A 12,568-nucleotide genomic window follows, 5' to 3' on the forward strand; every position below is an offset into this window, starting at 1 on the left:
GCTCAGGCCTGCGGCTTGAGCACGCCGGGATAGTGGCGCTGCAGCACGGCGGTCGGCGTGGCGTAGGCTTCCTGCAGGTCGACGCTCCAGTACTTCAGCTCGTCGAGCGGAATCCGGACGTCGGTGATGGCACAACGCACAAAGGTGCCGGGCGAGATCACGCGGAAATCGCCGTCGAGATATTGCACCTGCGCTTCGCCATGGCCCGAGGGACCGAACTTGTTCAGCACGTTTGAGCTCTCCACCTTGCCTCTGACGAGGCAGCCTTAAATGTTCATGAAGCCGTCTATCACAGATAGGGGGTCATGTCCGCCCGTTAAACCACCGACTTGTGATGATTTGGCGGCGAAAGCGCATGGTAGCGTTGCGGATGTGGTCCGCTGTGTTGGCAGCGCCATAACGAGCCGGCCGGATCGGATGCGCCTCAAGTCAGTTTTCATCTGCCTCGCGATGCTTGCCGTGCCGGCTGCGGCCGCGGCGGCGCCGCTTCCGGCGCCTCGCCAGGTCGAGATTGCCGAAGGCAATGTCACGCTGCACGCGCAGCTCTACCGGCCCGATGGCGATGGCCCGTTCCCGACGGTGATCGCGCTGCATGGCTGCGGTGGTCTCGCCGGCCACTCCGAGGCCGTCTTGCCGCGCTACCGCGATTGGGCCGAGCAACTGCTCACGTCAGGGCATGCGGTGCTGCTGCCGGACAGCTACGGCTCGCGCGAGCTCGGCCCGCAGTGCCGCATCAGGGAGCATCAGGTCCAGACCCGCCGTGCGCGGGTTGCCGACATCAATGCCGCGCGGCAGTGGCTGGTGCAGCAGAAATGGGTGGCGAAGAGCCGCATCAGCCTGATCGGCTGGGGCAATGGCGCAGCCGCTCTGCTGTGGGCGGTGCGGCCGCAGATGTGGTCGCGCAATGGCGAGCCCGACTTCCGCTCGGCGGTCGCGTTCTATCCGGATTGTCGCACCTCGTTCGGCCTCGGCTGGAGCGCGCGGGTGCCGACGCTGGTTCTGATCGGCGCGCGCGACGATGTGACGTCGTCATCGGCCTGCCACCAGATGGTCGACGGCGCACGCGGCCGCAGCGCGCTGGCGCGGATCGTGGTCTATCCCGAGGCGTATCACGACTTCGACCGGGCCAATTTGCCCCTGCATGCGGTCGCGGCCTCCGACGCCGAGATCGCCGAGCGCGGCCATATCGGCACCGATGCGAATGCGCGCAAGGACGCGCAGAAGCAGGTCGCCGAGTGGCTGTCGCGCTAGAGCGCGATCCGTAAGGCGCACGGCGGTTTTCCCTCGCGACAAACGCGGAGCGTTTGCGCGGAGATCATGCGCCAGGAAAAATCAGAACAGACTGCCTTGGTCTTCCGGCTTGACGGCGCGCTTCGGCGCCGCCGGTTTCGCTTCGCGCTGAGGCTTCGGCTGGCTCTCGGGCGTTGCCGTCGCCGCGGGCTGATCGGCATTCGTGGTGGCGGCGACGCGGCCATCGGCGAACTCGATCGACAGGCCTGAGTTCGGGCCGACCGCCGCCGCGGAATGGATCGCGTGGCCCTGCGCGTCGCGCACCAGCGCAAAGCCGCGTGCCAGCACGCCGCGATAGGACAGCGCCGACAGCAGCTGTCCGCGGTGGGCGACGCGCGCCTCGAGCCGCTGCAGCGTCGTCAGCAGCGCGCGGCGGGCGCGCTCGGCGAGGCGGTGGGTGCGCTCCAGATCGCGGGCGATCGCGGTGCGCTGCGCCTTGGCATTGGCGAGCTTCGAAGCCTTGAGCCGGATCTCGAGCCCGCTGAAACGCTCGCGCCTGCGATGCAGCAGCGCGCGCGCCGACAGCGTGATGCGCTCGCCGGATGCGGTGAGCCGCTGCCTTGCATGCGCGACCTGGCCGCGCAGCACACCGATGGTGAGCCGCGAGCTCGACGCGGCAAAGCGGCGGAAATGCGCATGCGTGTTGGCCTTCAGTCCGCGCGGCAACCCGGCCGCGAGATGATCGAGCCGTTGCCGCGGGATCGCCAGCAATTCGTTCGCCGCCGGCAGCGCGCGCGCTGCGGCGCGCAGCTCGTTGCGGCGAGCCTCCTGGGCGCGCTGCCAGCACACCATGGTGCGGCGGGCCAGCGCCTGGACCTCGACGAACAGCTCGCTGCGCACCGGCACCGCCATCTCGGCGGCCGCGGTCGGCGTCGGCGCGCGCTTGTCGGCGACGAAGTCGATCAGCGTGATGTCGGTCTCGTGGCCGACCGCCGAGATCAGCGGGATGTGGCTCTCGGCCGCGGCGCGGACCACGATCTCCTCGTTGAACGACCACAGGTCTTCCAGCGAGCCGCCGCCGCGCGCGACAATCAACAGGTCAGGCCGCGGAATCCGGCCGCCCTCCGGCAGAGCGTTGAAGCCGCGGATCGCGGCCGCGACCTGCTCGGCCGAGCCGTCGCCCTGCACCTTGACCGGCCAGACCAGCACCCGGCGCGGAAAGCGGTCCTCGAGGCGATGCAGGATGTCGCGGATGACAGCGCCGGTCGGCGAGGTGACGACGCCGATCACTTCCGGCAGCCAGGGCAGCAGCTGCTTGCGCGCCTCGTCGAACAGCCCTTCGGCCGCAAGCTTCTTCTTGCGCTCCTCCATCAGCGCCATCAGCGCGCCGACGCCGGCCGGCTCCAGCGAGTCGATGACGATCTGGTACTTCGACGAGTTCGGATAGGTGGTCAGCTTGCCGGTGGCGATGACCTCGAGCCCTTCCTGCGGCTTGAAGCGCATCCTTGCGTGGGCGAACTTCCAGATCACCGCCTCGATCTTGGCGTTCTCGTCCTTCAGCGCGAAATAGCAATGGCCGGAAGAGTGCGGCCCGCGAAAGCCGGAAATCTCGCCGCGGACGCGGACATGGCCGAAGCGGTCTTCCACCGTCCGTTTCAGGGCGGAGGAGAGTTCCGAGACGGTGAATTCGGGCGCGTTGACGAGATTCGGCGCGGCAGCGGTCATTTGCAGGTGATTCGGCTGTTCGTGGGCTTCACCGCAACGTAGGGACTTTTGCCCGCCGTCGCCAATGCGCGGGCTTGCTTGTGCATCTACTCTGTGATACAGAGTTCTCTGTAAATGGGAACGCAGCCGGGTTGGAGGGCTGATCGATGATCCCGCAGGCGACGTTGGCAGGTTTGGTCCATTCCGCGGCGGGCGCGGTCCACGCCGTCGTGGCGATACTCTGCATCGGTGTCGGGCTGATCCAGTTCCTGCGGCCAAAGCGCGGCGCCGGCCACCGGGCGCGCGGTTATTTCTACGTCTACGCCATGCTGGTCGCCGACGGGACCGCGATGCTGGTCTATCGCTTCACCGGTGCGTTCAACCTGTTCCACCTCGGCGCGATCGTGAACTTCGCCTGCATCGTGGCGGCGATTGTTCCGCTGCTGCGCGGCCCTCGGCCGACGAACTGGCGACTGCAGCACTACTACTTGATCTCTTGGTCCTACGTGTCGCTGATGTCGGCGGCGGCCACCGAAATCGCGGCGCGCGTGCTGCCGCTGACGACGCGCGGACAGGTCGGGCTGATCGCTCTGGTCCTGTCGGCGGTGACCATGACGATCGCCTTCGTCCTGATTGGAAAGTATCGGCCACCGGCGGAAACGACGCCGCTTGCCGCCGAGCTCGCCGGGCGGAGTGGAGTGCCGTCATGATCGACAGCCAGCAGGCCAGCGCGGCGCTGAACGACATCAACGATATCGTGCATCGCGTCCGCCAGTCGCGAATTTATCAGACCGCCAGTCTGATCATCACCATGTGGGGCGCATTGGTGCTTGTCGGCTACATCGCCAACTACACATGGCCGCCACAGGGCTATACGATCTGGGCCGTCGTCGATCTCATCGGAATCGCGGGCTCGATCGCAATTGCCGCGTTCAGCGGTGTCGGTCCGGGGGCGGGCGCCTTCGCGGTCCGCTTGCTGATGGCGTTCCTGCTGTTCATCGTGTTCGGCGTGTTCTGTTCGATGGTGCTGGGCCATTTCGGGCCGCGCCAGATGCTGGTGTTCTGGCCGCTCTTCACGATGCTGTTCTATGCGCTCGCCGGCCTGTGGTTCGGCTACGCCTTCATCGTGATCGCGCTCGGCAGCAGCGCCTTGATCGTGACCGCCTACTTTTACTCCGGTCCGGCGCTGCTGTTGTGGATGGCTGTCGTGCATGGCGGCGCGCTCATCCTCGGCGGGCTCTGGATGCGCCGGATCTGAGCGATGGCCGAGCTCGACGAGATCATCCACCAGCCGCTGCGGCTCCGGATCATGGCGGCGCTCAATGCGCTGCCGGTTTCGACCGGGCTCGAATTCGCCCGGCTGAAGAAGCTGACGGGCGCCACGGACGGCAATCTCGGCGCCCATATCGAGACGCTGGCCCGGGCCGGCTATGTCGCGGTCGACAAGGCCTTCGTCGGCAAGAAGCCGCAGACCACGGTGACCGCGACCGCGGCCGGCCGCGGCGCTTTTGCCCGTCATGTCGCGACCCTGCAGGAGATCATCGCCGGCAAGCAGCCGTGAGCCGGAATGACGGGGAATTGGCCCCGTCGCCCCTTGCGGGCCGGCGGGGATTCGTGCGACCGACACAGCTCTTGCACCCATTTGAGCCTGTACCTGATGAACATCCTCCTGCTCGGTTCCGGCGGCCGCGAACATGCGCTGGCGTGGAAGATCGCCGCATCTCCGCTGGTGACGAAACTCTGGTGCGCGCCGGGCAATGCCGGGATCGCGCGCGAGGCCGAGTGCGTCGAGCTCGATCTCGCCGACCATGCCGCTGTGATCGAGTTCTGTCGACGCAACGCGGTCGATCTGGTGGTGGTCGGTCCGGAGACGCCGCTCGCCGCCGGCATTGTCGACGATCTCGCCGCTGCCGGCATCAAGGCGTTCGGGCCGAGCAGGCAGGCCGCGCAGCTCGAGGGCTCCAAGGGGTTCACCAAGGACCTCTGCAGCGAGTTTGACATTCCGACCGGCGCCTATCGCCGTTTCGACAATGCGAAGGACGCCGTGGCCTATGTCCGCGCCCAGGGCGCGCCGATCGTGGTCAAGGCCGACGGGCTTGCCGCCGGCAAGGGCGTCGTGGTGGCGCAGACGCTGCACGAGGCCGAGGCAGCCATCGCGATGATGTTCGAGGGTGCGTTCGGCTCGGCCGGCGCCGAGGTCGTGATCGAGGAATTCCTCTCTGGCCGCGAGATCAGCTTCTTCGCACTGTGCGACGGCGAGACCGCGATCCCGCTCGCGACCGCACAGGACCACAAGCGGGTGTTCGATCACGACAAGGGGCCGAACACCGGTGGCATGGGCGCCTATTCGCCGACGCCGTTCGTGACGCCTGAAATCCACGATCAGATCATGGCCCGCATCATCCTGCCGACGGTCGCCGGGATGAAGAGCCGCGGCATCCCGTTCAAGGGCGTGCTCTATGCCGGCGTGATGCTGACCGCGCAGGGCCCAAAACTGTTCGAGTACAACGTCCGCTTCGGCGATCCCGAGTGCCAGGTGCTGATGCTGCGGATGATGTCCGACATCGTGCCGGCGCTGCTCGCCTCGATCGACGGGCAACTGAAGAACTTCGACCTGCGCTGGTACCCGGACCCGGCGCTGACCGTCGTGATGGCGGCCAAGGGCTATCCCGGCGACTACATCAAGGGCACGCAGATCGACGGCCTCGATGACGCCGCCAAGGTCGAAGGCGTCGAGATCTTCCACGCCGGCACGGTGGCGAAGGACGGCGCAGTGCTGGCCAATGGCGGGCGGGTGCTGAACGTCTCCGCGATGGGCAAGACCGTCACCGAGGCGCGCGACCGCGCCTATCAGGCGGTCGACCGCATCAAATGGCCGGAGGGATTCTGCCGCCGCGACATTGCCTGGCAGGCGGTGGAGGCGGAGCGGGGTTGATCGATCCGGCCCCAGCGGCGACAATGACGCGCCCGGGGGCCTTCGAATGACCGATTTCAGACTGCCCGAGACACATTACGCGCAGAGCGGCGACGCCAGCATCGCCTATCAGGTGATGGGCGACGGTCCCGTCGACATCATCCTCGTCCCTGGCCTGTTTTCGCATATCGAGTTCATGCACGAGATGGCCGGCTACACCGCCGTGCTGCGCCGCCTGTCGCGTTTCGCCCGGGTCGTGACCTTCGACAAACGCGGACAGGGATTGTCGGATCGGATGACCGGCGCGCCCTCGCTCGAGCAGCGCATGGACGACGTCCGGGCGATCATGGATGCCATCGGCTCCGCCCGCGCGGTGCTGTTCGGCTTCTCCGAGGGCTGTCCGATGAGCGTGCTGTTTGCAGCAACTTATCCGGACCGCGTCTCGCGTCTTGTCCTGCTCGGTAGCTTTGCCCGCTCGAAGGATCGTCTGCCCGAGGAGGAGTGGCAACAGCGCTGCGACGAGGTCGTGCAGAACTGGGGCTCGGGCGACACCGTCAAGACCGTCGCGCCGAGCCAGGCCGCGAATCCAGAGGTCATCGCTCAGATTGCGAAGTTCGAGCGGCTGTCGAGCAGTCCGGGTGCGCTGCGAACGCTGCTCGTTCTCAATCGCGCGATCGACATCACGACGATCTTGCCGACGCTCCAGGTCCCGACGCTCGTCCTGCACCGGACCGGCGATGGTCGCGTTCCCGTGGCGCTCGGCCGCGATGTCGCACGCGCGATCCCTGGCGCGAAGTATGTGGAATATCCGGGCGGCGATCACTATTTCTGGGTCGGTGAGACCGAGGCGCTGCTCGGCGATATCGAGGAATTCGTCACCGGCCATCGTGATAGTGGGGAAACTGAACTGGAGCGCGTGCTCGCGACCGTGCTGTTCACCGACATTGTCGAATCCACCCGCAGCGCGGCAGCGATGGGCGATCAGCGCTGGCGGCGCCTGCTCGATGATCACGATCAACTCGCCCAGCAGATCGTCGACCGGCATCGCGGGCGTCTGGTCAAGAGCACCGGCGACGGCATTCTGGCGACGTTCGATGGTCCGGGACGCGCCGTGCGCTGCGCCTTGGCATTCGGCTCCGCGACCCAGCAGATCGGCCTGCCGGTACGCGCAGGCCTGCACACCGGCGAGATCGAGGTGAGGGGGGCCGACATCGGCGGAATCGCGGTGCATGCCGCGGCGCGCGTGATGTCGAGGTGCGCCTCGAACGAGGTGCTGGTGTCGCGCGTCGTCACCGATCTCGTCGCCGGCGCCGGGCTGAAATTCGCCGAGCGCGGTGCGTTCGAGCTGAAGGGGTTGCCCGGGAAATGGGAGCTGTTCGCAGCGAGTGGCTAGGGCATTCACCGCGTCGTTCCGGACGACGCGCCTCGCGCGTCGATCCGGAAACGCGATCTTGTAGGCAGCTTGTCAGGTCAACTCGAGATTCCCCGATGCGCAATTGCGCATCTGAGGTTCGGCGCGTTGCGCCACCCCGGGATGACGGCGAGACTACAGCAGATCCCCGCCCGCCGCGCTTGCCGTGGTGCCGTGCTCGCGGAACGCCTTGATGACGTTCTTGCCGATCTTCCACTTGTGCACCTCGTCGGGGCCGTCGACCAGCCGCTGCGAGCGCACCTGGGTGTACCATTTCGCCAGCGGCGTATCCTGGCTGAAGCCGAGCGCGCCGTGCAGCTGGATCGCGGTGTCGATCACCTTGTGCACCATGTGGGCGTGGAAGATCTTGGCGATCGAGTTCTCCTGGCGGATGTCGAGGCCCTTCTCGGCCTTGTAGGCGATGTGCAGCAGCATCAGCCGGCCGATATAGAGCTCGCTGGCGCAGTCGGCGAGCATGAACTGCACCGCCTGGCGGTCGGCCAGCAGCTGGCCGAAGGTCGAGCGCTTGGTGACGTGGGCGGCCGCCATGTCGAGCGCGCGCTGCGCCTTGGCAACGTTGTGCATGCCGTGGCGCAGCCGGCCGTAGGCGAGACGGTGCTGGCCCATGTTGAAGCCGTTGCCCTCGCCGCCGAGCAGATTGTCGGCCGGCACCTTCAGATCCTTGATCTCGATCTCGGAGTGGCCGCCATGGATCACGTCGTCATGCGGGCCTTCGATCGCCATGTTGGCGACGTTGCGCTTGATCTTGTAGCCGGGGTTGGGCAGTTCGACGATGAAGGTCGAATATTGCTTGTGGCGCGGCGCGTTCGGATCGGTCTTGGCCATCACCAGCGCGAGGTCGGCGACGCTCGCCGACGATGAGAACCACTTTTCGCCGTTGAGGATGTAGTTCTCGTTGCCGTCCTTCACCGCCGTGGTCTGCATGCCGGTGGCGTCGGCGCCGGAGGCCTTTTCCGTCATCGAGAAGCAGATCCGCTTCTCGCCGTTCAGGAGCGGCTTGAGGAATTTTTCCTTCTGGTATTCGGTGCCGTGCGCCAGGATCGTCATCATCGAGGCGTCGTCCGGGCCCTGGGTGTTCATCGAGAGCGCGCCGAGCATGCTCTCGCCGAGCTCCATCTGCACCAGCGCGTTCGCCAGCGGGCCGAGGCCCATACCGCCATACTCCTTCGGCACGAACGGGCACCACAGGCCCTGCGCGCGGGCCTTCTTCCGCAGCGGTCCGAGCACCTCGGCAAGCGGCTTGGTGTCGAGTTCCTTTTCCGCCGGAATGCACTCGTCGTGCACGAATTTGCGGACCTTCTCGCGGATCGCCTTGGCCTCGGCGGGAATCTCGAAGTCGATCGACATGGCACTTCCTCGTTTCATGTTGTTGTTGGTTGGGCTTCCGGATGGCATAAACCTCGCCCGAGCCAGCGGCAACGCCGAACAAAGTTTGAAGCAGCGCGGCCGCGCCAGGGAAGGAGCCACCGATGCCTGATCTCGCTGATCTTTTTCCCGGCTATGAATCGAAATGGATCAACACATCGCAGGGCCGCATCTTCGCCCGCGTCGGCGGCAAGGGGCCGCCGCTGCTGTTGCTGCACGGCTTCTCCTCGACGCATGTGATGTGGCACACGGTTGCGCCGAAGCTCGACGACAGGTTCACGCTGATCATCGCCGACTTGCCGGGCTATGGCTGGTCCGACATGCCGGACAGCGACAAGGACCATACGCCCTACACCAAGCGCGCCTGGGCGAAGACCATGGTCGAAGTCATGGAGCAGCTCGGGCATGTGCATTTCGCACTCGCCGGTCACGACCGCGGCGGCCGGGTGTCGTATCGCTTGGCGCTCGATCATCCCGGCCGGCTGTCGAAGCTCGCGGTGCTCGATATCGCGCCGACCTATGATTACTGGCAAAAGCTCAATCGCCTGTCGGCGCTGAAGATCTACCATTGGGCGTTCCTGGCGCAGCCCTATCCGCTGCCGGAGACGCTGATCTCCAACAATGGCGAATTCTTCCTCAAGGAGAAGATGGCGAGCCAGACCAGGACCAAGACGCTGGAGGCGATCGATCCGCGCGCACTCGAACATTACCTTGCGCCGTTCCGCGATCCCGCCCGCATCCACGCGATGTGCGAGGACTATCGCGCCGGCGCCTACGCAGATTTCGAGATCGACAAGGCCGATGTCGACGCCGGCAGGAAGATCACGATCCCGATGCTGGCGCTGTGGGGCGATGCCGGTGTTGCCAGCGCGGCGACGACCCCGCTCGACACCTGGAAGAATTGGGCCACCAATGTCAGCGGCGCGCCGGTGGCGTCAGGGCATTTCCTGCCCGAGGAGGCGCCCGACGCGACGGCGAAGCTGCTGCGGGAGTTCTTCCTGGCGGGATGACTCCATCCTGCATCGTCATCCTGAGAGAATGTGAATGTACGGTTCACAAGCGGCGCCAAACGTTCAGTGTCGTCCTGGCGAAAGCCAGGACCCATTACCCCAGCCGCTCGTTGTTGCGCGATGCTGGGGCCACGATCCCGCACACGATTAAATTCGGTGGTTATGGGTCCTGGCTTTCGCCAGGACGACGGGGTGACGGGTCTACTTTTCGGGTCGCCTACCGCCGTTCCCTGAAGAACTCGCGCAACATGCGCGCCGCCTCGCTCTCGCCGACCGCGCCGTAGACCTCCGGCACGTGGTGGCAGGTCGGCTGCGCGAAGAACCGCACGCCTGACTCGACCGCGCCGCCCTTGGGGTCGGCGGCGCCGTAATACAGCCGCCGGATGCGCGCAAAGGAGATCGCGCCGGCGCACATGGTGCAGGGCTCCAAGGTCACGTAGAGGTCGCAGTCGACCAGCCGCTCACTGCCGATGGCCTCGGCCGCCCGCCGGATCGCCAGAATCTCGGCGTGCGCGGTGGGGTCGCGGTCGGTCAGCGTCCGGTTGCCGGCGGTGGCGACCACCTCTGAGCCCCGCACAATGACGCATCCGATCGGAACTTCGCCCGATTTTCCGGCATTTTCGGCCGATTTCAGCGCCAAATCCATGAAAGAAGGGGCCGACATGCCTCGTATCATCCGAAGAAACCTGCTAGTAGCTTCGCCTTCAGCAAAAGTGGATGCCGGTTTTGCGTCAAGCGCGCTGCCAACGGGGCGTGCACGACCGGTTGGCCCTTGCACCCCAATTGAACGCCCAGGCGAGAACATTCATGCCCCGCGATAGCGACAAACACAACGATTCCCGCGGCCGGCGTGATCGGCCCGGCGGCGGCAAGGGCCGCTCCGGGGCTGCCCGTGGGCCGGACAAGAAATTCGCCAAGCGCGGCTTTGCCGGCAAGGACTTTGGCGGCAAGGGCGATGGTGAGAAGCGGCCGTATCGTCGCCGCGAGGACGGCGATGCGCCGCGCCGCGATTTCGGCGACCGGCCCCGGTTCAACCGCGACGATCGTCCGCGTGGCGATGGTGAGAAGCGCGCGTTCAAGCCGCGTAGCGACCGGCCGAGGTTTGATCGTGACGGCGATGGCGAGAAGCGCACGTTCAAACCGCGTGGCGACCGACCCCGGTTTGATCGTGACAGCGATGGTGACAAGCGTTCGTTCAAGCCGCGCGGTGATCGCCCGAACTTTAGCCGCGACGACCGTGGGCCGCGCCGCGATCGCGACGACGCCCGCCCGGCGGGACGATCTTCCGACCGCAAATTCGGCGACAGGAAGCCCTACGCACCGCGGGATCGCGATGGCGAGAAGCGGCCGTACACGCCGCGCGGTGAGCGATCCTTTGGCGACCGTCCGTCGCGCGACGGTGATCGGCCCGAGCGGAAATTCGGCGGCGAGCGGAAGTTTTCGCGCGGCGGCGATCGCGATCGCGGGGGAGATCGTGATCGTGGCCCGCGCAAGGATTTCGGTGATCGTCCGCCGCGCGGCGAATCCAAGCCGTGGCAGAAGCGCGAGGGCGGCTCCGATCGTCCCGAGCGTGGCTCGCGTCCGTTCCGTGACGGCCCGCGCAAGTTCGACAGGCCGCGCGACGATCGCGGCGGCGATGAGCGTCCGCGGTTCTCCCGGTCCCGCGACGATCGCGAGCAGGGCGATCGCCCGAAGTTCAGCCGGCCGCGCTGGAAACAGGATGAAGACGGCGGTGATCGCCGTGACAGCCGTCGTCGTGAACGCCCCGAAGGCCGCACCGACTGGCAGGAGCATCCGCGCAGCGAGGGCCGCTTCGGCGATCGTCCACGCCGCGACAACGAGGATGACAGCAGGATCTTCGCAAAGCGCCCGGCCTTCGGCGGCCGCGGCGCCTATCGCGAACGCGCCTCAGATGACCGCCGCGAACGCCCCGAGCCGAAGCCGAAGAAATCCGGCGAGCGCATCGCCAAGGTGCTGGCCCGCGCCGGTCTCGCCTCGCGCCGCGATGCCGAGGAGATCGTCACCCAGGGCCGCGTCACCGTCAACGGACGGGTGATCAACTCGCCGGCGCTCGATATCACCGACAACGACGTCGTGGCGGTCGACGGCAAGCCGTTGCCGCCGCGCGAGCGGACGCGGCTGTTCATGTATCACAAGCCGCGCGGCCTGATGACGACGCATGCCGATCCCGAGGGGCGGCCGACGGTGTTCGACAATCTGCCCGAAGGCCTGCCGCGGTTGATCTCGATCGGCCGGCTCGACTTCAACACCGAGGGCCTGCTGCTGCTGACCAATGACGGCGGCTTGGCGCGGACGCTGGAGCATCCCGACACCGGATGGCTGCGCCGCTATCGCGTGCGCGCGCATGGCGAGGTGACGCAGGCCCAGCTCGATCAACTCAAGGACGGCGTCGAGGTCGACGGCGTCAAATACGGACCGATCGATGCGACGCTGGAGCGCGACCAGAGCTCCAACGTCTGGGTGGTGTTCGCGATCCGCGAGGGCAAGAACCGCGAGGTGCGCAACGTGATGGCGCATCTCGGGCTCGAGGTGAACCGCCTGATCCGGATCTCCTACGGCCCGTTCCAGCTTGCCGAGCTCGAGGAGGGCAAGGTCGAGGAGGTCAAGACGCGGGTGCTGCGCGAGCAGCTCGGCGAGAAGATCGCCAAGATCGCCGGTGCCGACTTCACGCGGCCGGAGCAGCGTGACGCCGGCGACGATGCACCCGCGAAGAAGCCGAAAGCCAAGCGCGAGACCATCAACGACCGCAAGGGTCGCCGCGTGCTGGTGCAGCGTACCGGCAGCGAGGAGGCACGCGCCCGCAACGAGGACGAGGCCAACGGCTACGGCCCGCCGCGCCGTGCCAAGCGCGGCTATCACGGCAAGCGCGATCTCAAGCCGCAGGACGAGTAA

12 protein-coding genes are annotated in these 12,568 nt (G+C 66.6%); 8 read left to right on the forward strand and 4 right to left on the reverse strand.

Annotation, left to right across the window (positions count from 1 at the left end; genetic code table 11):
• Window positions 1-2 precede the first annotated feature (2 nt).
• Window positions 3-230, reverse strand: coding sequence for a DUF2093 domain-containing protein (locus CK489_RS14505; RefSeq protein ID WP_050628573.1), 228 nt, complete (start codon window positions 228-230; stop codon window positions 3-5).
• Window positions 231-417: 187 nt separating this feature from the next.
• Between CK489_RS14505 and CK489_RS14510 the strand changes: the two genes are divergently transcribed.
• Window positions 418-1,251, forward strand: a complete 834-nt coding sequence (locus CK489_RS14510) for a dienelactone hydrolase family protein (RefSeq protein ID WP_095732733.1) — start codon at window positions 418-420, stop codon at window positions 1,249-1,251.
• Between the two features lie 81 nt (window positions 1,252-1,332).
• Here the strand turns inward: CK489_RS14510 and xseA are convergent, their stop codons facing one another.
• Window positions 1,333-2,955, reverse strand: coding sequence for an exodeoxyribonuclease VII large subunit (xseA, locus tag CK489_RS14515; protein WP_095732734.1), 1,623 nt, complete (start codon window positions 2,953-2,955; stop codon window positions 1,333-1,335).
• Window positions 2,956-3,101: 146 nt separating this feature from the next.
• Here xseA and CK489_RS14520 point away from each other — a divergent pair, with 146 nt between their 5' ends.
• The 5 genes from CK489_RS14520 (at window position 3,102) to CK489_RS14540 (ending at window position 7,241) form a co-directional block, all read left to right on the forward strand.
• Entirely contained in the window at window positions 3,102-3,644 is a 543-nt protein-coding gene (locus CK489_RS14520; RefSeq protein ID WP_094193958.1) for a DUF2306 domain-containing protein, read from the forward strand.
• Window positions 3,641-4,192, forward strand: a complete 552-nt coding sequence (locus CK489_RS14525; protein ID WP_095732735.1) for a V-type ATP synthase subunit I domain-containing protein — start codon at window positions 3,641-3,643, stop codon at window positions 4,190-4,192. The genes CK489_RS14520 and CK489_RS14525 overlap by 4 nt, the downstream gene beginning before the upstream one ends.
• 3 nt (window positions 4,193-4,195) lie before the next feature.
• Window positions 4,196-4,495 carry a winged helix-turn-helix domain-containing protein gene (locus CK489_RS14530; protein ID WP_021077293.1) on the forward strand — a complete coding sequence of 100 codons (300 nt, stop codon included), beginning with the start codon at window positions 4,196-4,198 and terminating at the stop codon, window positions 4,493-4,495.
• A gap of 96 nt (window positions 4,496-4,591) precedes the next feature.
• Window positions 4,592-5,869 carry a phosphoribosylamine--glycine ligase gene (gene purD, locus CK489_RS14535; RefSeq protein WP_095732736.1) on the forward strand — a complete coding sequence of 426 codons (1,278 nt, stop codon included), beginning with the start codon at window positions 4,592-4,594 and terminating at the stop codon, window positions 5,867-5,869.
• A gap of 46 nt (window positions 5,870-5,915) precedes the next feature.
• The gene (locus CK489_RS14540; RefSeq protein ID WP_095732737.1) at window positions 5,916-7,241 is read left to right on the forward strand and encodes an adenylate/guanylate cyclase domain-containing protein; all 1,326 of its coding nucleotides are present in this window, start codon (window positions 5,916-5,918) and stop codon (window positions 7,239-7,241) included.
• A gap of 153 nt (window positions 7,242-7,394) precedes the next feature.
• On the opposite strand, the gene CK489_RS14545 is transcribed toward CK489_RS14540, so the two are convergent.
• Window positions 7,395-8,627, reverse strand: coding sequence for an acyl-CoA dehydrogenase family protein (locus CK489_RS14545; RefSeq protein WP_095732738.1), 1,233 nt, complete (start codon window positions 8,625-8,627; stop codon window positions 7,395-7,397).
• Between the two features lie 122 nt (window positions 8,628-8,749).
• Here CK489_RS14545 and CK489_RS14550 point away from each other — a divergent pair, with 122 nt between their 5' ends.
• Window positions 8,750-9,655: an alpha/beta fold hydrolase gene (locus CK489_RS14550; protein WP_095732739.1), complete on the forward strand. Its 906-nt coding sequence runs from the start codon at window positions 8,750-8,752 to the stop codon at window positions 9,653-9,655.
• A 217-nt stretch (window positions 9,656-9,872) separates the two neighbouring features.
• Here CK489_RS14550 and CK489_RS14555 read toward each other — a convergent pair whose 3' ends face one another.
• Window positions 9,873-10,319, reverse strand: coding sequence for a nucleoside deaminase (locus CK489_RS14555; RefSeq protein WP_245350375.1), 447 nt, complete (start codon window positions 10,317-10,319; stop codon window positions 9,873-9,875).
• Window positions 10,320-10,462: 143 nt separating this feature from the next.
• Between CK489_RS14555 and CK489_RS14560 the strand changes: the two genes are divergently transcribed.
• Window positions 10,463-12,568, forward strand: coding sequence for a pseudouridine synthase (locus CK489_RS14560; protein WP_095732741.1), 2,106 nt, complete (start codon window positions 10,463-10,465; stop codon window positions 12,566-12,568).

Source organism: Bradyrhizobium sp. UFLA03-84, from assembly GCF_002289535.1.
Taxonomy (GTDB): Bacteria; Pseudomonadota; Alphaproteobacteria; order Rhizobiales; family Xanthobacteraceae; genus Bradyrhizobium; species Bradyrhizobium viridifuturi.

Bases quoted from the DNA above. Each gene is read 5' to 3' on its own strand.
- CK489_RS14510 (WP_095732733.1), top strand. From the start codon at position 418: ATGCGCCTCAAGTCAGTTTTCATCTGCCTCGCGATGCTTGCCGTGCCG.
- xseA (WP_095732734.1), bottom strand. From the start codon at position 2,955: ATGACCGCTGCCGCGCCGAATCTCGTCAACGCGCCCGAATTCACCGTC.
- CK489_RS14520 (WP_094193958.1), top strand. From the start codon at position 3,102: ATGATCCCGCAGGCGACGTTGGCAGGTTTGGTCCATTCCGCGGCGGGC.
- CK489_RS14525 (WP_095732735.1), top strand. From the start codon at position 3,641: ATGATCGACAGCCAGCAGGCCAGCGCGGCGCTGAACGACATCAACGAT.
- CK489_RS14530 (WP_021077293.1), top strand. From the start codon at position 4,196: ATGGCCGAGCTCGACGAGATCATCCACCAGCCGCTGCGGCTCCGGATC.
- purD (WP_095732736.1), top strand. From the start codon at position 4,592: ATGAACATCCTCCTGCTCGGTTCCGGCGGCCGCGAACATGCGCTGGCG.
- CK489_RS14540 (WP_095732737.1), top strand. From the start codon at position 5,916: ATGACCGATTTCAGACTGCCCGAGACACATTACGCGCAGAGCGGCGAC.
- CK489_RS14545 (WP_095732738.1), bottom strand. From the start codon at position 8,627: ATGTCGATCGACTTCGAGATTCCCGCCGAGGCCAAGGCGATCCGCGAG.
- CK489_RS14550 (WP_095732739.1), top strand. From the start codon at position 8,750: ATGCCTGATCTCGCTGATCTTTTTCCCGGCTATGAATCGAAATGGATC.
- CK489_RS14555 (WP_245350375.1), bottom strand. From the start codon at position 10,319: ATGTCGGCCCCTTCTTTCATGGATTTGGCGCTGAAATCGGCCGAAAAT.
- CK489_RS14560 (WP_095732741.1), top strand. From the start codon at position 10,463: ATGCCCCGCGATAGCGACAAACACAACGATTCCCGCGGCCGGCGTGAT.